We start from the raw sequence: 25,329 nt of genomic DNA on the forward strand, positions 1-25,329 counted from the left end.
GCTGTCGTAAAACGTCAATATACTCTTCGGAGACTAACGCTTTTTCGCGCCGCTACGCGTCTTGCTTCAAAGCTGAGGTTTAAAATAATAGTTAAGCTGTCGAAAAACGTCAATATACTCTTCGGAGACTAACGCTTTTTCGCGTCGCTGCGCGTCTTGCTTCAAAGCTGAGGTCTCCTCTGAGTAATATTGACGTTTTCATGGCGCTTAAGTTGGGAGGAGAGTCCGGGTATGGCGTAGAGGAGTTTATGGATGATGTCTTTGTGAATTTTGTTCATCATAAGTGTTTTCGCTTAAACTGGAAAAAAGATTCTGATGGAGAGGGGGAAACCTGTTATACGAAAAGCTATTATACACCATGCATGGCTCACCTCCTTCCTCTGCAATTTGCTAAGAAAAATTCTCGTACTCTGCGGAAAGGCCTCAGAGATCTGCGGGCCTCTTCGGCCCGCCTGATATCGTTAGCCTTGAAGCAGATGTACAGAATTTTTCTACCAATTCAGCGCCCTAAAGGTTTTAGCGATGGACACCACGATGAACTGGAAAGAGATAGACTGTATATTTTCATTACCCTGATCGTACTGTGTGTGATTCTCTTTAGCATATTCGGAGGGATCAAAGGCTAAAAATTTTAAGATTTGGACAGACTGAGGGTTTGCGGTTGAATGATCACGAATTCAACCAATTGATATTCTCGTTTAATCGCCGCCCTTATCCTGTCAATAGAATCCGTAATATCTTCCGTATCAAGATCCTCTTTAAAATAAATGATCAGCATCAACATGATTTCCTCCGGAGACTGATAGGTAGACAGCACATTGGCCACTTTAATCACGGCTTTATCACTCTCCGCAATGGCAATGATCTTTTTCTGAGTCTCTGGTGAAATGCCTTCACCCATTAGAAGACTTCTGCTTTCCCTGGCCAAAATTAAAGAAACAAAGACCAGCAGTAAACCGACAAGAACAGAAGCGACCCCATCCAGAACAGGCAAATTATAGGCATGATTGAGTTGCATCATCACAAATACAATAGCCAGACCAGTTACTGCAGCGCCATCTTCAAACAAGACCAGAAAGCTGGTTGGATCTTTGCTTTTGACCACGGCTTTCCAAAAAGAAAGCTCACCACGGGTGCGGTTAAAAGCTTTAATGGCAATAATTAAAGAAGTTCCCTCGAAGATTGCAGAAAAAATCAATACAGCGTAATTCCATCCCGGATCGCCGGGTGGTTCAGGATTCAGGATGTGTAATATACCCTGATAAATGGATAGCCCACCCCCCAAACCAAAAATAAGTATAGATACAATAAAAGACCAGAAATACAATTCCTTGCCATATCCAAATGGCCTGAGTTTATCCGGAGGTTTCTGACTCCTTTTTAATCCGTATAAAAGCAATATTTCATTGATCGTATCTACAACAGAGTGAATACCTTCAGAGATCATGGACGAACTATTTGTTCTTGCACCGGCTATAAACTTAACTATGGCAATGAGTAGGTTTGCCAATAGGGCACTGTAAATAGAAACTCGGTTTTTTGTCATGGATGCATAGGCTGCTTAGCCATTTAAGAACAGTTAATGGAATACATTGTTTTCAAAACAAACAGGAAGAAAAAAAGAAAGTCCAATAAGACTAGTCAATAATATCTTCTTTTTCCGGTGGTACTGGTCCCAGTTGCTGCCCATTTATTTCCAGCAGGGTGTTCTCTATCATTTTAGACATGGCGTTTAAAGCCAGGTCATTCGATTCCAGACCAAATGGTTCCTCGATCTCATCTGCAATGGCTTCCAGCGCTACAAAAGTATAAGCAATGAAGACCACGATCAACGGCGTAAACCAGCCTAAACTCGCCACAAAACCAAAAGGCAGGAGGAAACAATAAATATAAACTGTCCGGTGCAAAAGAATGCTGTATGTAAATGGAATCGGTGTTCCGGCAATTCTTTCGCATCCGCCAACAATATCAGAAAGCTTATTGAAATTCTCTTCAAAGGCCAGCTGAAGGATGGGGTCAAGTTTCTGTTGTTCACGGCTGGCCTGAACCCAGGCAGCCATTTCTTTAAGCAACAGAATAGGTTTGTAACGCACGGTAGCGAGTTCCGTTGAAAGTTTGGCAGGCAGGAGCCTATCCATGTCGACTCTTGCATCTGTATGCCGGAGCTGATGTTTTAATGCATAAGTAAAAGCAATGAGATAGTTAATGAACAGACCAGGCGCAGCAGCCCCCTTTTCATAACTGCATAAGGTCAGCGCTTGTCTGGCCAGGGAACGTGTATCATTAAGCAAAGCACCCCAAAGTTTTCTGGCTTCCCAGAAGCGGTCATAGCTGGCATTGTTTCTGAAACCTAAAAATAAGGCAAGTGCAATTCCGAAAAGGGTAAAAGGAGCAGGGTTCAGCTCGGCCTTAAACTCCGATAAATAGGGGCGGCATAACACCACCGCAATAGAGAACAACAGGAGTAATACCAGTCTTGGAAGCAAAGCCGGCAATACCGAACGCCTCCATATAAAAAGCATTAAAAACCAATGTTCCTTTTTCTTAATAATCATATCAATTTAAAACCCAATAGCCTAAAACCAACCACAATAAACCTTTCACAAGAAAAAAAAGAAATCCCCAAATCCCGATTTTCTTTAACCAGCTCCATAGTTTATCTTTCCTATTCGATGGTGGGGCTTCTTGTTGCATCAGATTAAGATTTATAAGAGATGGAGAAAATCTCTCAATTCTTTTGGATTTAAAGGTTTCATGAACATTTTGGCCACATAGGTATTGGCTTCCGCTTTTTTGATGTCACCAAAATCCAGAGTTGAGGATAAAATAGTGATGGTACAATTGTCAATGAAAGACTTTGGCAACCTTTTATAGTAATCCAGAAATTCAAATCCATTCATATCCGGCATTTGTATGTCCAGTAAAATAAGATCAGGTAATTCTTCAGGATGATGAATGTTTTTCTTTAAATAGGTTAAACCTGATTCTCCGGATTTAAAATAATTAATATGTTCAAATAGGTTAGAAATTGATAATACTTTGGCGTTTATTTTTAAGTCAACTTCATTATCATCAATTAGCATCACTCTATTTAGTCTCTTTGTCGAATTTTGCATTTGGTATGGTGATTTTAAATGTTGTGCCATCAATTACGTTCGAACTGACTTCTATTTTTCCGTGGATCTTTGTGAGTGCTTCTTTCACAATAAATAATCCAAGCCCACTGCCGTGTTGATTTTTGCCTTTAAAGAACTGGGTAAAGATTTTCTCCAGATGTTCATTCAGTATGCCTACACCATTGTCATTTATGGAAAGATCAGCTCCATAACTGGTTACGGAAATATTAATACTGACCCGTTTGTTTTCCTCATTAACATTTTGGTATTTGATGGCGTTGGAGATCAGGTTTCCAAGAATGACTTCTATTCTGAATGCATCGCCAATAAATTCTTCATTTTGCTCTATGTTGATGATGAAATTTGTAGACTTGTCTGTATAGGTATAGAGTTCAATCAGTTCTGTAATCAATTTTTTAAAATTGATAGAGGATAGATCTGTGGCTGTCTTATTGTTCTTATAATACTGAAGGGTTTTTTGTATATAATAATCCAGCTTGTTGGAACAAGTTTCAATGAGGCTCCAGTATTCGCCGCTTGAATCATACAGGTCTTCCATTTTAACCAGATTTACGATACCCAGAACAGAAACCAGCGGAGCCCTGAGCTCGTGAGATATACTGTAAATGAACCGGTTTAATTCATCGTTTGTTTTCTCCAGTTCCGCTATTTTATTTCGAAGATCGATCTTTGCTTTATAGGCATCGTAAGCATTTTTAATGGAATTATGCAACTCAAGATCGTTCCAGGGTTTGGTAATATATCTGTAGATATCACCGTGATTAATCGCATCAGCAAGCGCTTCAATATCTGTATAACCAGTCAGCAGAATTCGTATAGGATCAGGGTAGGTATTGATGATGCTCTTAAAGAATTCTACGCCTGTCATTCCAGGCATTTTTTGATCTGCAATAATCACATTTACAGGAACATTCTCCAGAATTTTCAAGCCTTCAGCGGCCGAAATAGCCGTATAAATCTCGTATTGTCTTCGAAAGCTTGCTTTAAATGCGTGCAAATTGTTCTCTTCATCATCAATATACAGAACTCTGACTGTTGTTGTATTCATAATAAAGTGGTTATTTTGAGTTTATCGGCAATGTAATAATAAATTCTGTACCTTGATTCAGATTAGTGATAACATCTATAGCGCCATGATGGTTTTCAATGATCCTGAATACAATAGATAAGCCAAGGCCTGTTCCTTCGCCCACATCTTTTGTGGTGAAGAAAGGTTCAAATATTTTTTGTTTCACTTCTTCCGGCATACCTGTTCCGGAATCCTTTATACTGATCTTCACCTGTTCTCCTTCCTGCCAGGTATGAATCCTGACGAATTCTTCTTCATTAGGCTGAGCTTTGGATTTAATGGCTTGTACAGCATTGGTAATCAGGTTCATGAATACCTGGTTTATTTTTCCTGGCAAACACTCTACCAGAGGAAGGGCTCCATAATCTTTTTCGATCTTCAGGTAAGAAGGGAAATTGTTTTTAATAAGAATCAAAGTAGAATCCAGACCTTCATTCAAGTCCACAGGTTTGGTGTCATTTTCATCAAGACGACTGAAGTTTTTCAGGCTTCTGATGATTTCAGCAGTCCTTCTGGCGCCCTCACCAATTCCGGAGAGGAGTGAAGTAATTTCTTCTCTCACATAATTGATGTCAATTTGTTTCTTAAAGGCTTCTATTTTAGCGATTTGTGGCGCCAGATCTTCCTCAATATTGAGCTTTTCATATTGGTTGATCACTGAATTCAAATCATTGATGTCAAGTTCCAGCGGCTTGATATTAGACGTAACGAAATTGATCGGATTATTAATTTCATGTGCGATACCAGCAGTCAACTGACCTAAAGAGGCCATTTTTTCCGAATCGACCAATTGAGACTGCGCTTCTTTCAGATCGTTTAAGGTTACCTCAAGGGTATGATTAGATTCCTGTAATGCGAGTGTCCTTTCGTTGACCTTTTGTTCCAATTCAATATTTTGTTCCCGGATCAATCTTTCATTTTCCTGCGAGATACGAAGTGCTTCAGCCTGAGAGTATTCTTTTTCCTTTCTGTAGGTATTGATCTTGTCTGCAAGTGCAAAAGACAGCAGGGTAACCTCTAATGCCGAACCAAAAGGCATGGTGTAATACGTCAGGTCATTATAAGGCAAGACGCCAAAGTCCTTCAAAGTATAAATAATGATGCCGATCAGAAAAACAGACCAGGATAATAAAAAGAAAGTAGCTGGTCTGTAACCCTTTGAACTTATTTTTATAGCCATGTAAAACATGTACATGGATACCGTAGAGGCTGTAAATTCAATGAGCTTAAATGCAAGGGCGTATTGTGAAAAAAGCGATAGTACGATGGAACTGATGTACAACACAATAAATACCGAAGCATAACGGTCCGTTTTGGGTAACCATTCTTTCGTTTTCAGGAAATAACGCTCAAACTGGAGAGCCGTTATTCCAACCAGGGGAGGGAAAATAAAAGAACTATAGATCGCAAGCCAGCTTACCCCAGGCCATAAATATTTAAAGGTGAATCCCTGTATACTGGCCTGGGTTAAGATCACCATGATCAGGTAAACAACATAATAAAGATAACTCTTGTCCCTTACTGTAAAATAGATAAAGAGATTATACAATAGCATGGAGAGCATAATGCCCAGATACAATCCGGAAATCAGATATTTGCTTTTTGTAGATTCTATAATATTTCTTTCTTTCCCAATGAAAATGGGAAGCTGGATATTATCGCTGCTTTCTATTCTCATATAGTATACCTTTTCCTGCGCTTTTGGAACATTCAGCTGGAAAATAAAAGAAGGGTCGTTGTAGATTCTATGATTAAATGGGTAGGCTTCACCCAATTTCTTTACGGTAATTTTGTTGTCCTGTTCTGAATATAATTCAATGTTGTCCAATACCGGGTGATCGATTTGCAAGGTCAGATTGGACTCGTCACTTTGATTTAATACAGAAAATCTGATCCATATGGTGTAATCTTCCACGCCAAAATTAGGAACAGACTTATTACTCCGAATAAAATCCGTCCTTTTCAGGATATCCTGAATATCAAGTTTCCGGGACTTGTCTACATAAACGAAAATGTCCTTTCCAATACTCTTTCTGGTATCACTGTTTTTGATCACTATATCAGCACCTGCTGCGTTAAAAATATAGGCGAAGGAAAGAAAGATAATTAAGAGCCAGTTCTTCATACCGAAGGATTAACGTTAGGTGGAATGATCAGGTTATAATGAACATCGAGATCGCCAACTTTTGACTGCTCAACAAATTCCTGCACCGGATTGTATCTCAAACTTAACATGCGCTCTCTGTCGTAATCTTCTGCAGTTTCCAGTTCTTTTGCATTTAAGATACCCAGTACCCAGGCTATATAATTTTCGTTCGGATAGACAAATTCTCCGCCATTTCCAAGTGTGTTGTCAATAACAAAGCCTACTTTTTTAAACATTTTGAGTGTATATCCAGCACAAATTCCCATCAATGTTTTGCACTTGACCTGGTTTGTGATCGATATCCCGGCACGGGTAAGTAAGATGCTAATCCCAAGCCCGGCCACAGATTTCGCATTCCATAGCGCGCAGAGTTCACCTACACCTTCCGGGATATACTCCCGAACTAACTCATATAGAGTAGGATCCATATATCCAACTGCTTTTTCAACAGGTAAGGGGTAAACGCCATCGGCAAGCTGTATACGGATACCGCCAACCATTTCGCCATCTTCCGTTTCTGCAACTACACCATACACACAATCCATATGCATCCACTGGTTGTTATTGGTGGTAATGTTGGTAATTCCGTAATCTTCCAATACACTCACATGTCCTTTCAGGAAACGCTGACAGGTATCGGGATCCTCGGTTGCTTTAAAGGCTCTGAATTTAATCAAGGTCATAATCTAATTAAACTGAAGTACGTTCGACAAAGGCTTTCTGAATGACCTTACGGACGCTTCGTCTGCATAGGACAACCTAAACATAAATATACCTTGCTCTTTTTGCAAGATAGGAAATACTTCAAACAGAGACTCCTGTAAGATCGTAAGCTCTTCAATCATTTTGGAAGGCATTTCTGTTCCATTGCCCTGACGAAGACGTGCGAACAGGAATAATGGCGCTGAAATAGGATGGAAGGAGAGTCCCTTCAGATTGGCATCCAGCCAAACCCGTTGAACAGCCTCACCACCAAGAATAAAGTTTTCTGCACTGTATTCCGGCATGCTGATCAAACCAATTCCCGAAGAACTGATGATGGCATTTTTTGACAGTTTTTCGAAGGCAGCACCGCCACCCCATTTGTTCAAAAGTTTAATAACTTCCGGATTCTTAGCCACGTTCAAACCTGCCTTGTCACTTTCTGAAAGCTCAAGACTCCTGATGTCCAGGCCTGTTCTGGTTTCCAGAACTTCTTTCTCTGTCCACCTCATTTCCTGGGTATAGAAATCATGGTGACCCTGAGGGTACAGGAAGCGAATTCTTTCTACCTTTGAAACCACCTCAGAGATCTGTTTGATCTGATCTTTATCCTCCGTAATATGGAGTGTTGCAGGCGTTCCATGGCTGGCTGAGGCTTTCAGGGAGGACAGCGTCTCAAGGCTGATCTTTTGTCCGTTACCTGTTTTACGGTTGGTTAACCTCATCTGGATTCCAGGTTCAAGTTCCTGGCCATATGGCTTTTCTTTGTCTTCTGAAAAGGTAAAAGCAGCCACCAGTCTCTTATTCTGTGCATTAGGAAAGAGGTCATAACTAACTTTTAATCCCAGTTTTCCAGCTGCAATTTTTAAATTTTCTATAGCCGCACCAAAAGAGATATTGGAGGTAATGTTGTCAAAATCCCCCCAGGAAACGGAATGCTTTTCATCATGAAAAAGAAAGAGCCTTCCCTGTTTGGAAAACCATTTCCAGGGTTGATTATTTCCGGCAGAAGGGGCCTGGATGGCTGTTGTAACCAATTGCTCCAGTTGCGATTGCTCCAGTGTTTGACCGCTCAAAGCAAGCCCTTGAACAGCGGTATCCATTTCTTCTGCTGAAAGCGCATCGGCTGTATAATTTTTGACCACATAATCTGTATCCGAAGCCGGTTCTTTATCGCCAATAAGTTCTTCCAGATCAATAAAGTACCTTCCAGATTCATGATATTGGTCTAGAATGATTCTTCGCGAAACATCTGCACAAAGAGCACCTCCAAGGGTAACTCCCGAAGCCAGTTGCGGCCAGGTTGTAATGGATTGCCCCACTTCGCACATGGAAGCCTGGAGTCTGTTTGACAGGGTTTCCACACCAATCATGGCCAGCAGGAACGGGATTTTTTCTTCGTTGGTTTTTAAGTGTTTAATTCTGGAAGGATCAAGATGATCGATCATTCCGTGAAGTATTGGCCGGTCTGGTTCAAGATCAAATCTCTCCACATCCAGTGTTCCCCTGTCGCTCATGTCCATTACTACCGGAATACGTAAGGCTTTGGCTTTATGACGGAGCCAAATCTTAATATCCAGACCATCGCATTCATCGACAACAAGATCTAAATTACCTCCTTCACTAAAGAAGCGGTCCATGTTTTCTTCGGTAAGACCATCGGCAAAACAAGTTACCTTTAAAAAAGGATCAATTTCTTTAATCTCTCTGGCTACAATAATAACTTTAGGCAATCCAAGGTTCTGAACACCTGTTCTGATCCGGTTGATATTAGTGAGTTCCAGGACATCAAAGTCTGCCAGCCGGATCTCGCCAAAACTTCTTTCCATGGCCATGGTCACGGAAACAGATTGTCCAACAGAAAGTCCTACAACACCAATTTTTTGTTTGCCGAGCAGATCACGTTCCGCTCTGGTTATTTTATAAATATTTCTATTGGTCCTGACCTCAATAAATTCTTCCTCATCCAGCAAATGGACCAGTCTGTCAGACCAGGGGTAATAGACCCATACACCATATTCCTGTTTGCTCCGGGCGCCTATATGTTCCAGTTTAAGTACCTCAAGAACATCAGGTTCCGGCTTCTTTTTAGGGTGCTTGGACTTAATCAGATCATCCAGCTGCGTTTCGATTTCATCATGTATTTTTAAGTGCGGTTTGGCCTTTAATAAAGCTTCCAGTTCACTCTTTTCTGAAGTATTATAAATTCTAAAGAATTTTGGTTCGAAAGAAAGATCGTTTGCCTGTAATTGATTGCTGAATAATAACATGTAAAATATCTAAAATTTGCCTTAGTTTATGTGTATTCACTTTATACAAAAATAGCTATATTTAACAGATTATTAGCATTTGCACCTGCAATTAATCTGTTTTGCTTAATTTTGACTTACAATGGGGGAAGAAGTAATTAATATTTTATACGTAGATGACGAGGTCCATAATCTGAATGCATTTAAAGCTTCTTTTAGAAGGAACTTTAATGTGTTTACTGCGGAGTCGGCTAAGGATGCTATTGCTATATTAAGCCAGCAGGAAATTAATATTATCATTACGGATCAGCGGATGCCGGTGATGACCGGTATTGAATTTTTGGAGTCCATCATTCCAAATTATCCAGACCCGATGAGGATCCTTCTTACCGGATATGCAGATATCAATGCGGTCATTGATGCCATCAACAAAGGGCAGGTCTATTTGTATATTACCAAACCCTGGCTTGATGAAGAATTGAAAATTAACATTGAAAGGGCTTTTGAAGTTTATTCTTTACGAAGAAAGAACAAAGCACTTAATGAACAGCTTTTGCTTGTTAACGGGCAACTTGAGTTTATGTTAAGACAAAAATTATTGTCTTAAAACCTTCTCTGATCATTGGTCTGACTTAAATCATTTTATTGATTTCTATAATAAAATAAGTTATAAAATATATAAAAACAGGTATATTTAAAAAAATTTTCATTAAACACAATGAGCCCCGATACATCTATAAATGTTTTATATATAGACGATGAAATACATAATCTGAATTCTTTTAAAGCAGGATTCAGGAGGTTATTCAATGTCTTTACAGCAGAATCTGCTGCAGAGGGGCTGAAAGTACTGCAAAGCGAGGATATTCACGTAATTATTACCGATCAGCGGATGCCGGTGATGACAGGCATTGAGTTTCTGGAGTCCATCATTCCGGACTATCCGGATCCGATCAGGATTTTATTGACCGGCTACGCAGATATTAATGCAGTGATTGATGCCATCAACAAAGGACAAGTATACCGATATATTCAGAAGCCCTGGATGGAAGACGATCTGAGGATACATATAATCAAAGCCTTCGAAATCTACGCCCTAAGGAAAGAAAATATTGAGTTAACAGATCAGCTCCTGGTGGCCAACCAGAAGCTTGAAGAGTTACTTAGTCAGAATTTAAAGCCTGAATAGCCTTTCTGAATTTTTTATTTAAAGTTCTTTTCTCAGTCTTGCCACAGGTATGTTCATTTGCTCTCTGTATTTAGCAACTGTTCTGCGGGCAATATTATAACCTTGTTCCTTAAGGATCTCTGTTAGTTTTTCATCTGCAAGCGGACGTCTTTTGTCTTCATTGCTGATGCAGTCTTCAAGAATCTTTTTGACTTCTTTATTGGAAACTTCCTCTCCGCTTTCGGTTTGTATCGCTTCTGAGAAGAAGGATTTTAAAAGAAATGTACCGAACTCTGTTTGAACATATTTGGAATTGGCAACCCTGGAAACGGTAGAGATGTCCATGTCAATTTTATCTGCAATATCTTTTAAGATCATGGGACGCATTTTACGTTCATCACCAGTAAGCAGATATTCGTACTGGTATTGCATGATGGCATTCATCGTTTTTAACAAGGTTTGCTGCCTTTGTTTAATGGCGTCAATAAACCACTTTGCCGAGTCCAGTTTTTGCTTTACAAATTGGACCGCTTCTTTTAACTTTTTATCCTTTTGAGATGCTTTATCATAGTGCTCAAACATGTCAATGTAAGAACGGCTCACCCGGAGTTCCGGAGCATTTTTTGAATTTAAAGTTAAGATCAGTACGCCATCGTTATTGGAGATATGAAAATCAGGAATGATCTGAAGCTGTTTAGTGGTCACCTGATTAGAGTCGCCAGGTTTAGGGTTGAGCCTCAGGATCTCATTGATGATCTCTTTTAACTCTTCGCTTTGCAGGTTAAGCGATTTTTCCAGCTTATCGTAATGTTTTCTGGTAAACTCATCTAAATGGTGTTCAACAACCTGAATCGCTTTTACGATAATTGGGTTAGAAAGATCTTTTCTTTTAAGCTGCAAAGTCAGACATTCCTGTAGGTCTCTTGCCGCAATTCCCGGAGGATCGAAACTCTGGATCACCTTAAGCATCTCCAGTACGTCTTCCTCTTCCACCATCACATTCTGAGAAAATGCCAGATCGTCGATCATTGAAGTGATAGGTCTTCTCAGATAGCCGTCGTCATCGAGACTGCCTATAATCTGTTTTCCAATAATAAAATCCTGATCAGATAAAGGAACCAGATCCAGTTGCTCCTGAAGACTTTCAAAGAAAGTACTTTCTATGGCAATTGGAGTTTCTTTCTTATCCTCGTCATCGTCACTGTTGTTATAGGAGGTGCTGTAATCATTTACATCGTCATCCTGTAAATAATCATCAACATTAAATTCGTCTGTATTTTCTTCTTTTGAAGAAGGGTCAAAATCGTCAGGACTGTCGTTTAAATCGTCATATTCTCCCTTTGGCTCTTCCGCAATCATCAGGCTGGGATCTTCCAAAGCTGGGTTTTCTTCCAGCTCTTCTTTTATTCGGGTATCTAATGAAACAGTCGGAACTTGCAGCAGTTTAATAAATTGTATTTGCTGAGGCGATAATTTTTGAAGAAGTTTTTGTTGTAGATGTTGTTTTAGCATGTTCTTAGGAATGTCAATTTACCCGTTCAAAAATAAGCATTTCGTTTAGATAAAATGTAATCGCGAAAATTATATTGCTTTAAATGCAGTATTAAAGCTGGAAATCAGGTCGGAAAACAAGTTTTGGCTATCCTTCTGTCGAAAAATCCATGGAATGCCAGTTTTTTGTGCTCTGCTGGTCCACTGTACCTTCGGCAATAAAAGGCCCCAATATAGCAACAGGGTTGAAGCTTTTTGTGTTGGCCAAAACCTGTCCAATAAAAGTGTTCCTGCAATATTGCATGGAAATTACTGTAATGCAAAGACAACCGGGTTCTATGTCAAAGCTTAGGGTTTGTTCTGGAATTACGTCTGGTGAATAATTGTATTTGATCTCTATGTTTTGAATAGGGTTTAATTTCATACGGCCATGAACGAGGTCAAATAAACCGACGGCAAAACTGAGCTTGCATAAAGATTCATCTTTCGGAAATTTCATCTCCTGGGGAAGGTGAAGTTCAGGAATCTTGATGTTCAGTGTGGTTTCTGTAACGGTAAGCTGAGGTTGTGCAAAGAAATTATCTCTTACCGGCGAATTGATGTTGAATTCAAAACCATTTAGCCGGTTAAAACTATCGGGTTTAAAATGGTATATTCCAGTTTGAGCATCCAGTGCCTGATTAAGGATATATATGACTTCCGAATTCATTCGGTTGACCATTTTTCCATCAAAAAAATCCGTCACAATCGAACCCAGGTTGCGGCGGATGTTCATGGACAATTTACTGGCTACCCCAAATTCTGCAGCGGCTCTTTTTGTTTCTTTAGTCTGGCTGCCCGGAGTAAATTCAGGGCGGCTTTGAACAACCTGAAGATCCCGGTATCTTTTGTAAACAACGGAACCTGCAGTTCCTTTAATGAATTTTCCATCGATTCTTGCCATATGATCTGATTTTAGGAATAGATAAGCCCTTACTATAGACTAGTTAACTATGAATACGCAAAAAATATGCCAATAAAAGACATCTACTCCGCATATTAATTGAAAAATGCGGATTAGATGCGGACTATATGCGGAGTATATGCGGATTCATATACTCTTAGCCCTCTTTAAGATATTAGCTTAGGTGAACGGTTGGGGAGGAGGTGGTGTGGCGGGATTAAATGTGCTAAATGAAATTAATCCTTTGATTTTGGAATAATCTTTGATAAATTTAAGTACATCATTAACGAACTATATATGGGATTTGTAAAAGAATTTAAAGAATTTGCCGTAAAAGGTAATGTCATGGATCTTGCTGTCGGTGTGATCATCGGTGGAGCATTTGGTAAGATTATCGACAGTGTGGTTAAGGATTTAATCATGCCCTTGATTTCTGCAGTGATCGGCTCAGTGGATTTCAGTAATATGTACGTCGTTCTCAAGGGCGAGGTAGCAGGAAATCTGGCCCTGGAAGAAGCCAGGAAAGTACCGCACGCAGTGGTTTTTGCTTATGGTAATTTTATTACCGTAGCCATCAATTTCCTTTTGCTGGCTTTTGCTGTATTTCTGTTGGTTAAAGGCATTAATGCAATGAAACGTAAGGAAGAGGCTGCTCCGGTAGTAGCACCAGAACCTACTAAAGAAGAAATTCTGCTGGCAGAGATCAGAGACTTACTGAAATCAAAATAGAGATCAAAAGGTTCTTTTTGGGCCTGGGTCGGTTAGAATGATGTAATCGCCCAGGTCTTTGTATTTTGTCCAGTTCGGGTTGCTAAAATCTTCAGCGGAGAAGCAGGAAATGTTTCCTGTTGTTAATTTAGGGCTCATTATTTTGAGCTGAGCCACTGCGCCCAGTTTTTCGTCACTGTGAAAACGCCCGTTTAGCTGAAGCACTTTATATCCTTTGTTTTGTTTAAGGAACCTGGCAATTGACCAGGCCATCGTGGCATCCCAAAAATTTTGTGTCTGATAAATTTTCATATCTCCCATATGATGTCCGCCAAGGGTTTCTGTAAATTTTTCGTAGTAGCGGCCTGTGGCCGTATCTATGGGTAAAGGTGGAAGGAAAGTGATGGAGCCTGCAGGTAAGGATTTTAAGGCCTCAAGCCCGCCCCGGGTAACCATATTACTGTACCTGGCTGCTGCATTTCCTCCAATTACGTTCAGCTTATTTGCTTTGGCGTATTCTATAAGTGGTTTATAATCATCGTAATTGTTCCAGGCACGGGCTTCTTTAATGAAGTTCTTTTCAGAAATGCAGCCGGCCAGATATTCGTTTATAACAGGTTGTACGTCTGTATGGAACATTTCCATAGCTAAGGCTGTTTTGGGATAGGACTCCTGCATTTTCCTGAATATCATCATTTCTAAAATGTGCCCCGTTGAATCATTATGTTCTTCTCCGAAGAATAAAACATCCACATTTTTCAATTCATTAACGATCTCTTCAATGGAGATGGTCTTCTGTTTTTTAGTGTCGTATAGCTTATAATGTTGCTCCATGTTTTGGGCAATTAACAAGGCCGGAAGACAGGTGGTCAAAATCAGTACGAACAATGCTTTCATTCTCAAAGGTAAAAGATTAACGGGGTAATTTTTAGCAGGAGATTTACAAAAATAGAATAGCTGTTTTTATAGGCAAAAGCAGCTGTCGGGATTTTTTTTTATTTTTTTTTCTAGAAATTAGGGGGAAAGATAGAGTTGGTTGTCTTACCGATGAAAACTGGTCATTCACCGACTTTTTTCGCAGATATAGAGTAAGGTACTTTTGCAGCTGAACGAATAGATATACATTTGGTTAGAATTTAGAAACAAATGGAGAACTACAAAATAAAAAACAGAAGCCATTCCAATAGTGCCTGGAGCGGATTGATCCTATTAATCATAGGGGTGGTATTCTTTTTAAGAAGTTTCGGGATTTATATTCCGGGATGGATACTCAGCTGGCCTATGCTTTTAGTGGCTATAGGTCTTTTTATTGGTTTCAAAAGAAACTTCAGAGGCGGCGGCTGGTTGGTTATGGTGCTAATCGGAGGGTATTTTACATTAGGGAATATCGTAGATTTTGACATCAGGAAATATTATTTTTCACTGGCTTTTATCGGCCTTGGCCTATATCTGATCTTTAAGCCTAAACGAAATCAGGACCGTTGGAAAAAGAAATTCGATGCGTCGCAGTTCTCGGAGCTTCATAAAGAAAAAGATGCCCAATTTGAGTACGGTTCGTCTTTTTCAGATCCTAAGGATGCTGCAACTGAAGGAAACGTAAGTGATTTTATTGATTCTGTAAATGCATTTGGTGGTACACACCATAAAGTATATTCAAAAAACTTTAAGGGAGGGGATGTAATTGCAATTTTTGGGGGTTGTGAAATCAATCTGGCCCAGGCAGATTTTGAGGGAACGGTAAGGATCGATGTGGTGGCTTTGTTTGGGGGTGTGAAAATTATAGTTCCTCCAACCTGGCTGGTAAAATCTGAAGCAACAGCCATTTTTGGGGGAATTGATGACAAGAGGGCAGTGGTGCCTTTTGAAGGTGAGGGTGCAAGGAAGATTTTAATTATTGAAGGCGTAGCCATATTTGGAGGCGTTGACATCAGAAACTTTTAATTTTAAATTATGAAATGGTTTGCAGTAAAGTATGTGTATCAAATTGTAAGCGGTGAAGGGAACCATTCACCGCAATTTGATGAACAGATCAGGTTGCTATTGTCAAGGAGTATCAGCGAAGCCCTGTTAAAGGCGCAGGGACTGGCCAGGCAATTCCAGGATTCCTTTAAGAACATCAGGGGGGAAGATGTATCCTGGAAATTTATCGGGATTTCTGGCCTGCATGAAATTGAGGCTCCGGAGGATGGGACAGAAGTGACCTCTTTTATTCATGAACCTACCGATGCAGAGGCTTTTAAGGACCATGTGGGGCGCTGCAGGGAGTATTTATTAGATGTATTAGAGACCGTTCCTGTAAACTAAGTTAAATTGACAACCAAACCTTTATCTCTGCCAAGAATACAGAAGATGGCCACAGGTATTTTTATAGCCTGTGTAGCTGTTCATGCGGCTTTGTTTTACTATGTGCTGGATTATAATTTACTGATTTCGGGACTGGACAGTCTGGTCACTAATATCCTGCTGGCCTTGTCCTGTATTATATTTAGTACTTTGCTGGGGTATTATCAGCCAAAGAACGAGCCGGTCATTTTTGTTTTTGTGCTCACCTTTATCCTGGCCCTGTTCATTACTTTCAGCAGTAAATTTATTCTTGGACTGGCTGTACCAGATGCAAATTATGAAACTTTTCTTCAGTCGAAACTTCCCTTTAGGCTGGTCATTAATTTTGTTTTCCTGGCCTGGTGTGCCCTTGCAAATATTCTTTGGTACAGGCTCGAAGAGCAGTCGGAAATGCAGGAAAGATTGTTTACCGCGCAGAACCTGGCAAAAGAGGCAGAACTGAATAAGCTGAGACACCAGCTACAGCCGCATTTTTTATTTAATAGTTTAAACTCTGTATATGCTTTAACCATTGTAAAACCAAAAGAAGCAGGTCCAATGATCACCAAACTGGCTTCCTTTTTAAGGGGGACTTTAAAAAGAGATGATGATATTTGGGTCAGTGTTGCTGAAGAAATGGAGTATATTCAGCTATATTTGGATATTGAAAAGGTCAGGTTTAGCCACAGACTGAGTATCGACATTCAAGTTGAAGAGGATACGATGGAATTGAAACTGCCTGGTACTTTATTGCAGCCGATCGTTGAGAATGCGATTAAATTTGGACTTTACAATACTTCAGCTGCCATTACGATTACCATTGAGGTAAAGGTAGAGCATAATGTACTGCAGATTACTGTTAAAAATCCATTTGATCCGGAAATGAAAGCAACCGGTGGAACGGGTTTTGGTCTGACAGCGATCAGACGGAGATTATATTTATTATTTGCGGATCATAATTTACTTAAAACCTCTGCAACAGATACAAATTTATTTATAACACAGCTTAAAATACCACAACATAATGATAAGAACACTACTCATTGACGATGAACCGCTGGCCAGGGATATTGTGAAATTCTATTTGGAGGATTATTCCGACATAGAGGTTGTTGCAGAATGTAGTGATGGTTTTGAAGGATTAAAGGCCATTTCGCAAATCAAGCCGGATTTTATTTTTCTGGATATCCAGATGCCTAAGATCAGTGGTTTTGAGATGCTGGAACTGGTAGAGCAGCCGCCTGCAGTTATATTTACCACAGCCTTTGATGAATATGCGATTAAAGCCTTTGAAGTGAATGCCGTTGATTATTTACTGAAACCTATAGAAAAGGACCGCTTTGACCTGGCTATGCAAAAACTGCCGGCAAAACTGAATGGAGGAGGTGCATTAACCAAAGAGTTGCTGGACACAGCTTCTTTAAACCCTGCGCACAACAACAGGGTTGTGGTTAAAAAGAATGGGGTCATCAAGATTCTGAATGTGATGGATATTCATTATTTTGAAGCAGATGATGACCAGGTGAAATTAAGTACAACAGAAGGAGTATACTATAAAAATAAAACCATGAGCTTTTTTGAGCAAAGCCTGGAACCCTCACAGTTTATCCGGATCCATCGTTCTTATATCATCAATTTGTCGCAGGTGACCAGGATAGAACTGAAAGAAAAGGAAAGTTATATTGTGCTGTTGAAGTCTGATATATGGCTTCCTGTGAGTAAAACGGGATATTTGAAGCTTAAAGCAGCCCTTGGTTTATAGTGATTTACCTAAAAAATGCTATACATCTCAAATGTATTTGCATTTGAATAAAAATCAAGCTATATTTGCACCTCTTATTTAAAAAATATATAGTTAAGATATAATACAGTTATGAAAAGAACATTCCAACCTTCGCAAAGAAAGAGAAGAAACAAACACGGCTTCCGCGAAAGAATGGCTACAGCAAACGGTAGAAGAGTATTAGCTTCCCGCCGTGCAAAAGGAAGAAAAAAATTATCAGTTTCTGACGAGCGTCGTCACAAAGCATAATTTTGATTGCAGCACACTAAGTGTTAGCAGATCAGCTTATCTGCAAAATTGCAATCAAAAACATGAAAACATTTTCTAAAGAAGAACGGTTATGTAGCAAGAAGTCATTAGACTTATTGTTTAAGAACGGTTCTTCTTTTTTATTGTACCCCTTCAGGATCACCTATATGCTGATACCTGAGGCTTCTCCTTATCCTGCCCAGGTGGTGATCAACGTTGCTAAAAAGAGATTTAAACGGGCGGTAGACCGAAATCTTTTGAAAAGACGTACCAGAGAGGTTTATCGTCATTACAAGCAAAGTCATTTGTACGCGTACCTGAAAGATCAGGACCAGTTATTGCTGCTTTCTATCCAGTATATTGGTAAGGAAAAGTATGAGTATGCTTTTATGGAAAAGAAAATGATTGCTGCTTTAAACAAGCTGGCGCCTAATCTGAAAACCCATGAGATTTCTTAAGCAAATTGTTGGCTGGCTGTTTTTAGGCTTGATTAAGCTGTACCAATGGTTGCTGTCGCCTTTGCTCGGGGCAAGTTGTCGGTTTACACCTACTTGTTCTCAGTATGGAATTGAAGCAATCAAGAAATACGGTCCCTTTAAAGGTGGCTGGCTTACGCTGAAAAGAATAGGAAGGTGCCATCCCTGGGGCGCACATGGACATGATCCTGTACCTTAAATTAAAAATCTGCTATATTTGTACCAATGGCCAAGATACTCCAAATTGAAACTGCGACGCAGACCTGCTCTGTTGCCCTGTCTGTTGATGGTAAAACAATTGCTTTAAAAGAAGAGACTGCTCAGAATATACATGCTGGTCATTTGACGCTGTTTATTGAGGAGGTGATGAAACAGGCTTCTATGGAATATCATGAACTGGACGCGGTTGCGGTGAGTAAAGGGCCTGGTTCTTATACCGGGCTCAGGATCGGTGTTTCTACGGCTAAGGGCCTTTGTTTCGCATTGGATAAACCACTGATCGCATTGGATACCCTGAAGATGATGGCAAATGGCTTTATAGAGGCTCAGCCGGAGGATAAGGGACTGGTATGTGCGATGATTGATGCCAGGAGGATGGAAGTGTATACCGCAATTTTTGATCATTCGCTGAATACCATCAGCGAAACTGAGGCGAAGATCATAGATGAAAGTTCTTTTGAACAGGAACTTCTTCAGCATCAGATGACCTTTATTGGTGACGGTGCGTTTAAATGTAAGGATGTTCTGAAAAATGATCATGCATTGTTCTTAGATCTGAACTTCAATTCTGCGGCACATCTCAGTAAACTGGCAGAACAAGCTTATCAGGCTGGAGATTTTGAAGATGTGGCTTATTTTGAACCACATTACTTAAAAGATTTCGTACTTACCCAGCCTAAAAAGAAAGTATAAATTAGTTTTTTTCTTCAAAAAGGTGGAATAGTTTTTTAAAGAAACTTTTTTCTTCTGGTTCATCTCCTACACCAGGCATATGGCTGCTGTTTAATGGGTGTTCTACTGTTCCCCCGAATTTAATGCCGATTCCCATGTAAAAGGATGCGCCATAATAGCCTGAACCTGAATTGCTTTTGAGGTAGATGGTTTTGATCAGGTTATCTGTGCCCAGGAAAGCCTCGAAATTAGGTGTTTTGTACATTCCCTGCAGTCCGGTCATAAAGAAGCCGTTAAAGTTGTAATCAGGAGTCAGGCTCGCCGAGAATTCGTTGTATTTAAAGGTATTGACAAAGGCAGCGTCGCCACCTTTGAAGAACAGGTTTTTAGATAAGATCAGCATTGGGGTGTAAGCACCGAAGGATTTGGAGGCAGTGATATCTGCTTTTGCATTGGTTAGGCTATAAAAGCCGCTTTTCGCATCCCGAAGTGTTACAATATCTGTGATTTTCTTTTTGAAATCGTGGGAGGACAGGGCATCTGGGTCCTCGATCACAGCATGGCCATTAAATGGAATGTTGTGGCTGTCATTGTTCCATTTGATGAAACCAAGGTCTTTAATATTGGCCATTAGGAAATAACCGGATTTAGACGTGTAGGTTGTGCCGAAGCCAATAGAAGCGCCGGGGTTTCTAAAGCTTGGCATAAATGTATTGGCGCTCAATTCATCGGAATTTAGAAAAGTTGCTCTGTAGGTACCGCGGAGTCCAAGATCAAATACATCCTGGTTTGCAGCGTTTTTATACGCAGAAAACGATGAGCCATTGATGTCTAATTTATTATAGCTGATGCCGCTGAGCAGACTCAGCTTTACACCAAAGGCCAGTTTCTTCGTGTAGTTCTCCCGATAGGTGATGCTGAACTGATGGTAAGATTGTCCATACCCGTTATTGTTGAACAAATTGTTGTCTGCAGGGATATTGCTGAAGCGTTGGTAATCATTGAGGATGGCCAGGGTTTCATTGGTGTAAGTTGCGATTCCATCTGTTCTAACCTGCCAGGAGAAGCCTAATTCTTTCTGGTATTTGTAAGATTGGAAAATTCTGAAGGTGAGCAGATAAATATTGGAGTTCTGGTAAACATGATTGAGTGCATTATTGCCAATTGGCAAATCAGAAGTTTTAAAAATATTATCCGAAAGGGCTCTTCTGAAAACCTTATTGGCATCACCGGTATTGGTGGCATTCAAACTCAGATAGGGCAGGAGAAAGTTAGAGGCGAATTTTCTGGAGGAGTCTAAAACAAATGCTTTTTGCGCCGGATTTTCAAAAGCATCGAATAATGTTCTTGTGTTGAACAAACCATACTGCTGAGCTTCAGTTTTCAAAACCAGGGATAACAGCACACAAATAATTAGGAACCTTCTCATAAAAATTAAAGATATTTTAAATCTAAAGATTTTTCGCTAAGGATTTTATCTGTGTCACGATTTTATGGTGTGTTATTGTTAAAAAGAAGCGTATTGGTTTGAAAGTTCTTATGGTCGGCACTGAGTTGATAGATAAAGGTGCCAAACCGCTCCGTGTTTTCCTGTTTTTTCTTGCCCAGGTAAAAAAGAATAGTAGAGGTATTTGGAAGCTGGTCGAGGGCATTGATATAGGTTTTGTTGTTGATCAGCAAATGGTTACCTGAATAGTTGCTTAAAAAGTCCTGTAGGGTGCTGGCGTTGTTTGCGAAAATCATCGCATTATCTATAATGATATAATAAGGCTTTTTAAAGCCTTTAAACGGATCTCCAAAATAGTAATACAGCAAATCTTGTTCTTTGAAGGATTTGATTTCTGTTTGGTAATCGCTACTGATGTCCAACAGCAACTGGCTGAGTTTGTCTCCGTTTTTAAGGTTAATTACACCGAGTTTTTCTCCGCTCGAAAGTTGGAATGTAACCAGTTGATCCTTAAAGTATTCCGGGATGGTACGTTGAAGTTCCAGGTGGTATTTGGTGTCGATGCGGCCAAGTGCGGTTTGAATTTCCTTTTCCTTATTCAATTCGGTAAATCTCTTATGGAGTTGCTGGCTCCATTCTGTGTAATTGCTAATGGTGTAGATGGTGTAATTTGCTGTGTTTTCAGGTAAAAGGGCATCGATGGTTATTTTTCCTGCCTTACTTTCGGTAAAAAGTTTCAAATAGTTTTGGTCACTTTTTACAAATGTGTTTCCGGTGAAAAGGATCTTTTCTTTACTGTAATTGTAGCTCAGGCAGGCAAAGGCATCCTGTTGCTGAAAGAGCATCAGTGATTCATCCAGTGCTGAAGGGCTGATTTGCTGGAGTAAATTTTGCTGGAAATTAAAGTTGAGGTATACACTGGCCACACTGTTGCTGGTCAGTTTGAGATTGGTTTTGATATAGTCTAAAAATTCCTGATCGGTTTTGCCGGCCTCTGCTTTTAAATTGTTGCTGATGGTTTTAAAAGAGGTGGAAAGCAGCAGCAGGTTGTCTTTTTGTTTAAGGTAAAAAGTCAGACTGTCTTTTGTGGTTAACCTGGAAACATCTGCTGTATCCGTTAAGGAAATTACTTTTGATTTTAACAGTGGTTTTAAGGTTGCCGGATCATTCTGTTCATTGATCTGAGTGCTGATCAACAGGTCTGTGTTTTTATTTTTGGCAGCAATAAAGCTGATATAAAGGTTTTGTCCATTCAGGTATTTGTTCAGATCGGGGTCGTTCAGGAATTGGCTTTGCAAAGACAACAGTGTTTTTTGTTTGTCCTTACTGAGTAAACGTTGAAGAAGATCCTGGCTGGACAGGAGATCTGTGACACTTTTATTGTTCTGAACGCAGAAAACAAGACCGGATTGTGCCGTAGCGGCAGACAAACTCAGGTCGGTAATATGGGTGTCTTTATTAAGTTTAGAGAAATAGAGATAAGTGAGCGCGCTAAGCACTGCGAGCAAAATAATGACGATAAAGTAAATTCTTTTCATTTGATCTACAGGCAAATTTAATTTATATTTTGGATTACTAATAAAATGCACTCATTTTGTTATTTTTAGCGCTTATAAAAATGCCAATCTGAAATGAACAAGAGAATAATTCTAACAGCTTCTTTTTTTGGTGCCCTGGCTGTAGTGCTGGGTGCATTTGGAGCACATGGTTTGAAGAGTGTTGTAGGTGCTGAATCATTAAGCATTTGGGCGAAAGGCGTAGAATATCAGTTTTATCACGTTTTTGCGTTGTTATTTTTATCTACCTTCGGTAGGTTCAGGAATAAACTGGTAGATCTGGCTTATTTCTGTTTTACGGCCGGGATCATTTTGTTTTCCGGGTCTTTATATTTATTAGCTACCAGAGAGTTGCTTCATCTTTCTTTCGTACAGTTTATCGGTCCGGTAACGCCCCTTGGAGGCTTGTTCTTTATTGCAGGCTGGATACTCTTGTTTTTTGCTGCACTAAGGCATAAATAATGGGGGGAATCAGCGAGTTTAAGTTTGAAGAGCGGGAAACACTCTTCGTGGAGGTCGTTTTACCTTTATCTCTTGCTAAAAATTACATTTACCGGATTCCGTTTGACCTGAATGATCAGATTGAAGTGGGTAAAAGGGTGATTGTTCAGTTTGGAAAGAACAAAATCTATACCGCTTTAATTAAAAGCATCAGTACAACTGCGCCTGAAATTTACGAGGCGAAGTATATCATTGATGTGGTAGACAGGCACCCTGTAGTGAACCCTCTGCAATTGAAGTTCTGGGACTGGATGATGGATTATTACGTTTGTAATGAGGGGGATGTAATGTCGGCAGCGCTTCCAACCGGGTTAAAGCTGACCAGTGAAACCATTATTGTGTTTAGGGAAGATGCGGAACTGGATATAGAGCTGCTGAGTGAAAAGGAGTATGTTATTGTAACTGCTTTAAGTACACAGCACCGCTTGTCTGTGGATGACATCATGAAGCTTCTGGGGCAAAAAACTGTTTTTCCAATCATTAAATCTCTTATCGATAAGGAAATTGTCTATATCGCCGAAGAAGTTGTAGAAAAGTACAAGCCTTTGCTGAAGTCGTTTATATCTCTGAACGATTTCTATAAGGAAGAGGAAAATTTAAAGGAATTGTTTGCGATTTTGGATCGGGCACCAAAACAAATGGATGCTTTGCTGGCTTACATCAGTTTATCTAAGAACAGATCTGAAATCTCCAAGCAAGAATTGCTGGAATACAGCAATTGCGGGGCAGCTGCTATCAAAGCTATGGTAGACAAAGAGATTTTTGTTCAGAAGAAAAGACCGGTGAGCCGTTTAAATGATGATCCGGATGATGTAGTGTTGAATTTTAAGCTCAGTGAGGCACAGCAGGTTGCTTTAGATCAGATTGATGAGCAGCTGAAAGAAAAGGAAGTGGTATTGCTGCATGGTGTTACGGCTTCGGGAAAGACCCAGATCTATATCAAGCTGATCGAGAAGGCTATTGCGCAGGGAGGACAGGCATTGTTCCTTTTGCCAGAGATTGCATTGACCACGCAGATTGTAGAGCGGATTAAAAAGTACTTTGGTGATGCTATTGGGGTTTATCATTCGAAGTTTAATGATTTTGAGCGGGTAGAGATCTGGAACAAAGTGCTGAACGGTACTTATAAAATTGTATTGGGTGCCCGGTCTGCGATATTTCTGCCCTTTAAGGAATTGAAGTTTATCGTGGTGGATGAGGAGCATGAGTCGTCTTATAAACAGCATGATCCTGCTCCGAGGTACCAGGCCAGAGATGCTGCGGTTTACCTGGCTTATCTGCATAAGGCAAAGGTTGTTTTGGGTTCTGCAACACCATCGATAGAGAGTTATTACAATGCATTGAACCAGAAATATGGATTGGTGTCTTTAACGGAACGTTTTGGGGGCGTACAGCTTCCCGCACACGAGGTGATCAGCATTTCTGAGGCGACCAAGAGAAAAAAGATGGTGGCTTACTTTTCTACGAACCTGATTGATGACATCAGTCTTTCACTCGAAAATAAAGAACAGGTCATTTTGTTCCAGAACAGAAGGGGCTATGCAACCATATTGATCTGTGCCACTTGCGGCTATACGCCTAAGTGTATCAATTGTGATGTCAGTTTAACTTTTCATAAGAGTAGTGGAAAATTGCATTGTCATTATTGCGGCTATCATGAAAACAGCTTAAAGGTCTGTCCGGCCTGTGGTTCGGTTCATGTGGAGCAAAAGGGATTCGGTACGGAAAGAATTGAGGAAGAACTGAGTTTGATTTTTCCGGAGGCCAAGATTGCCCGTTTGGATGTAGACAGCACCAGAACTAAAAATAGTCTTCAGACCATTATTACAGATTTTCAGGATAAAAAAACAAATATACTGATCGGCACGCAGATGGTGGCCAAAGGTTTAGACTTTGACAACGTTACCTTGATTGGTGTGATCAATGCCGATACTTTATTGAATTACCCGGATTTCCGTGCGTTTGAACGCAGTTATCAGTTGCTGGCACAGGTTTCTGGAAGAGCTGGAAGAAGGGAAAAGCAGGGGAAGGTGGTGATTCAGGCTTATGATGATGACCACCGTATCATTAAACAGGTGGTGGAGAACAATTACCTGGAAATGTATAATGATGAAATTGCCGAAAGGGCACAGTTTAATTATCCGCCTTTTTCCCGTTTGATCTTTATCAGCTTAAAGCATAAGGATGCCAATGTGCTGAATGTAGCTGCACAGCAGTTTGCAACGGCCTTAAGATCGAGATTGGGGGCTAGGGTGCTTGGACCCGAGCAGCCACTGATCTCCAGGATCAGAAGTTATTACATCAGGCAGGTGATCATTAAATCAGATCGTCATACGGCCATTCATAAGGTGAAAACTCTACTGAAAAGCGAGATCACCAGGTTCAATACCGAGAAGGCTTTTAAGGGGGTGTTGATTCAACTGGATGTAGATCCGTATTAAATAAAAGGCTTTAACATTTATTGATGTTGATCTTGTGGCGGTTAGGAGGA

At 40.1% G+C, this 25,329-nt stretch carries 26 protein-coding genes; 14 read left to right on the plus strand and 12 right to left on the minus strand.

Annotated features, from left to right (window positions below; genetic code table 11):
* Window positions 1–200: 200 nt before the first annotated feature.
* Window positions 201–626 carry a DUF1634 domain-containing protein gene (locus R2S08_RS02205; RefSeq protein ID WP_316833669.1) on the plus strand — a complete coding sequence of 142 codons (426 nt, stop codon included), beginning with the start codon at window positions 201–203 and terminating at the stop codon, window positions 624–626.
* 5 nt (window positions 627–631) lie between these two features.
* On the opposite strand, the gene R2S08_RS02210 is transcribed toward R2S08_RS02205, so the two are convergent.
* The 7 genes from R2S08_RS02210 to R2S08_RS02240 all read right to left on the minus strand — a co-directional run bounded on the left by R2S08_RS02210 (window position 632) and on the right by R2S08_RS02240 (window position 9,324).
* The gene (locus R2S08_RS02210; RefSeq protein ID WP_316833670.1) at window positions 632–1,546 is read right to left on the minus strand and encodes a cation diffusion facilitator family transporter; all 915 of its coding nucleotides are present in this window, start codon (window positions 1,544–1,546) and stop codon (window positions 632–634) included.
* A gap of 91 nt (window positions 1,547–1,637) precedes the next feature.
* Window positions 1,638–2,555 (minus strand): bestrophin family protein, encoded by a 918-nt coding sequence (locus R2S08_RS02215; protein WP_316833671.1) that lies wholly within the window; start codon window positions 2,553–2,555, stop codon window positions 1,638–1,640.
* A gap of 150 nt (window positions 2,556–2,705) precedes the next feature.
* A complete protein-coding gene (locus tag R2S08_RS02220) occupies window positions 2,706–3,116 on the minus strand; it encodes a response regulator (protein WP_316833672.1) in 411 nt (136 codons plus the stop codon).
* Window positions 3,088–4,185, minus strand: a complete 1,098-nt coding sequence (locus tag R2S08_RS02225) for a hybrid sensor histidine kinase/response regulator (protein WP_316833673.1) — start codon at window positions 4,183–4,185, stop codon at window positions 3,088–3,090. The genes R2S08_RS02220 and R2S08_RS02225 overlap by 29 nt, the downstream gene beginning before the upstream one ends.
* A 10-nt stretch (window positions 4,186–4,195) precedes the next feature.
* Complete coding sequence (locus R2S08_RS02230) at window positions 4,196–6,331, minus strand: 7TM diverse intracellular signaling domain-containing protein (RefSeq protein WP_316833674.1); 2,136 nt, start codon at window positions 6,329–6,331, stop codon at window positions 4,196–4,198.
* Window positions 6,328–7,035, minus strand: a complete 708-nt coding sequence (locus R2S08_RS02235; RefSeq protein WP_133777369.1) for a hypothetical protein — start codon at window positions 7,033–7,035, stop codon at window positions 6,328–6,330. The genes R2S08_RS02230 and R2S08_RS02235 overlap by 4 nt, the downstream gene beginning before the upstream one ends.
* Window positions 7,036–7,038: 3 nt before the next feature.
* Window positions 7,039–9,324 carry an Rv1355c family protein gene (locus tag R2S08_RS02240; protein WP_316833675.1) on the minus strand — a complete coding sequence of 762 codons (2,286 nt, stop codon included), beginning with the start codon at window positions 9,322–9,324 and terminating at the stop codon, window positions 7,039–7,041.
* A gap of 121 nt (window positions 9,325–9,445) precedes the next feature.
* On the opposite strand from R2S08_RS02240, the gene R2S08_RS02245 reads away from it, so the two are divergent.
* Both R2S08_RS02245 and R2S08_RS02250 read left to right on the plus strand, forming a co-directional pair.
* Window positions 9,446–9,910: a response regulator gene (locus R2S08_RS02245; protein WP_316833676.1), complete on the plus strand. Its 465-nt coding sequence runs from the start codon at window positions 9,446–9,448 to the stop codon at window positions 9,908–9,910.
* Window positions 9,911–10,021: 111 nt separating this feature from the next.
* Complete coding sequence (locus R2S08_RS02250; RefSeq protein WP_316833677.1) at window positions 10,022–10,492, plus strand: response regulator; 471 nt, start codon at window positions 10,022–10,024, stop codon at window positions 10,490–10,492.
* A gap of 18 nt (window positions 10,493–10,510) precedes the next feature.
* On the opposite strand, the gene rpoN is transcribed toward R2S08_RS02250, so the two are convergent.
* Together rpoN and R2S08_RS02260 are read right to left on the minus strand one after the other, a co-directional pair.
* A complete protein-coding gene (gene rpoN, locus R2S08_RS02255) occupies window positions 10,511–11,983 on the minus strand; it encodes an RNA polymerase factor sigma-54 (protein WP_133777361.1) in 1,473 nt (490 codons plus the stop codon).
* A 127-nt stretch (window positions 11,984–12,110) separates the two neighbouring features.
* Window positions 12,111–12,905 carry a hypothetical protein gene (locus tag R2S08_RS02260; protein ID WP_316833678.1) on the minus strand — a complete coding sequence of 265 codons (795 nt, stop codon included), beginning with the start codon at window positions 12,903–12,905 and terminating at the stop codon, window positions 12,111–12,113.
* A 297-nt stretch (window positions 12,906–13,202) separates the two neighbouring features.
* On the opposite strand from R2S08_RS02260, the gene mscL reads away from it, so the two are divergent.
* The gene (gene mscL, locus R2S08_RS02265) at window positions 13,203–13,634 is read left to right on the plus strand and encodes a large conductance mechanosensitive channel protein MscL (protein ID WP_316833679.1); all 432 of its coding nucleotides are present in this window, start codon (window positions 13,203–13,205) and stop codon (window positions 13,632–13,634) included.
* Window positions 13,635–13,637: 3 nt separating this feature from the next.
* Here mscL and R2S08_RS02270 read toward each other — a convergent pair whose 3' ends face one another.
* Complete coding sequence (locus R2S08_RS02270; RefSeq protein ID WP_316833680.1) at window positions 13,638–14,510, minus strand: ChaN family lipoprotein; 873 nt, start codon at window positions 14,508–14,510, stop codon at window positions 13,638–13,640.
* Window positions 14,511–14,759: 249 nt separating this feature from the next.
* Between R2S08_RS02270 and R2S08_RS02275 the strand changes: the two genes are divergently transcribed.
* The 8 genes from R2S08_RS02275 (at window position 14,760) to tsaB (ending at window position 19,355) form a co-directional block, all read left to right on the plus strand.
* The gene (locus R2S08_RS02275; protein WP_316833681.1) at window positions 14,760–15,554 is read left to right on the plus strand and encodes a LiaF transmembrane domain-containing protein; all 795 of its coding nucleotides are present in this window, start codon (window positions 14,760–14,762) and stop codon (window positions 15,552–15,554) included.
* 9 nt (window positions 15,555–15,563) lie between these two features.
* Entirely contained in the window at window positions 15,564–15,917 is a 354-nt protein-coding gene (locus R2S08_RS02280; protein WP_316833682.1) for a DUF4288 domain-containing protein, read from the plus strand.
* Window positions 15,918–15,923: 6 nt separating this feature from the next.
* Window positions 15,924–16,982 carry a sensor histidine kinase gene (locus tag R2S08_RS02285; RefSeq protein WP_316833683.1) on the plus strand — a complete coding sequence of 353 codons (1,059 nt, stop codon included), beginning with the start codon at window positions 15,924–15,926 and terminating at the stop codon, window positions 16,980–16,982.
* A complete protein-coding gene (locus R2S08_RS02290; RefSeq protein ID WP_133777348.1) occupies window positions 16,960–17,697 on the plus strand; it encodes a LytR/AlgR family response regulator transcription factor in 738 nt (245 codons plus the stop codon). Before R2S08_RS02285 ends, R2S08_RS02290 begins: the two co-directional genes overlap by 23 nt.
* Before the next feature lie 111 nt (window positions 17,698–17,808).
* Complete coding sequence (gene rpmH / locus R2S08_RS02295) at window positions 17,809–17,967, plus strand: 50S ribosomal protein L34 (protein ID WP_008241331.1); 159 nt, start codon at window positions 17,809–17,811, stop codon at window positions 17,965–17,967.
* A gap of 62 nt (window positions 17,968–18,029) precedes the next feature.
* Window positions 18,030–18,425 (plus strand): ribonuclease P protein component, encoded by a 396-nt coding sequence (locus tag R2S08_RS02300; RefSeq protein ID WP_316833684.1) that lies wholly within the window; start codon window positions 18,030–18,032, stop codon window positions 18,423–18,425.
* Entirely contained in the window at window positions 18,412–18,642 is a 231-nt protein-coding gene (yidD, locus tag R2S08_RS02305; RefSeq protein WP_133777344.1) for a membrane protein insertion efficiency factor YidD, read from the plus strand. Before R2S08_RS02300 ends, yidD begins: the two co-directional genes overlap by 14 nt.
* A gap of 26 nt (window positions 18,643–18,668) precedes the next feature.
* Window positions 18,669–19,355 carry a tRNA (adenosine(37)-N6)-threonylcarbamoyltransferase complex dimerization subunit type 1 TsaB gene (tsaB, locus tag R2S08_RS02310; protein WP_316833685.1) on the plus strand — a complete coding sequence of 229 codons (687 nt, stop codon included), beginning with the start codon at window positions 18,669–18,671 and terminating at the stop codon, window positions 19,353–19,355.
* A 1-nt stretch (window position 19,356) separates the two neighbouring features.
* Here tsaB and R2S08_RS02315 read toward each other — a convergent pair whose 3' ends face one another.
* Both R2S08_RS02315 and R2S08_RS02320 read right to left on the minus strand, forming a co-directional pair.
* Window positions 19,357–20,763 carry a DUF5723 family protein gene (locus R2S08_RS02315; protein WP_316833686.1) on the minus strand — a complete coding sequence of 469 codons (1,407 nt, stop codon included), beginning with the start codon at window positions 20,761–20,763 and terminating at the stop codon, window positions 19,357–19,359.
* Between the two features lie 62 nt (window positions 20,764–20,825).
* Window positions 20,826–22,319, minus strand: coding sequence for a hypothetical protein (locus R2S08_RS02320; protein WP_316833687.1), 1,494 nt, complete (start codon window positions 22,317–22,319; stop codon window positions 20,826–20,828).
* 93 nt (window positions 22,320–22,412) lie between these two features.
* On the opposite strand from R2S08_RS02320, the gene R2S08_RS02325 reads away from it, so the two are divergent.
* Together R2S08_RS02325 and priA are read left to right on the plus strand one after the other, a co-directional pair.
* Window positions 22,413–22,799 carry a DUF423 domain-containing protein gene (locus R2S08_RS02325; RefSeq protein WP_108551962.1) on the plus strand — a complete coding sequence of 129 codons (387 nt, stop codon included), beginning with the start codon at window positions 22,413–22,415 and terminating at the stop codon, window positions 22,797–22,799.
* Window positions 22,799–25,279, plus strand: coding sequence for a primosomal protein N' (priA, locus tag R2S08_RS02330; protein WP_316833688.1), 2,481 nt, complete (start codon window positions 22,799–22,801; stop codon window positions 25,277–25,279). The genes R2S08_RS02325 and priA overlap by 1 nt, the downstream gene beginning before the upstream one ends.
* The last annotated feature ends 50 nt before the right edge of the window (window positions 25,280–25,329 follow it).

The organism is Pedobacter nutrimenti (assembly GCF_032678445.1).
GTDB lineage: Bacteria > Bacteroidota > Bacteroidia > Sphingobacteriales > Sphingobacteriaceae > Pedobacter > Pedobacter nutrimenti_A.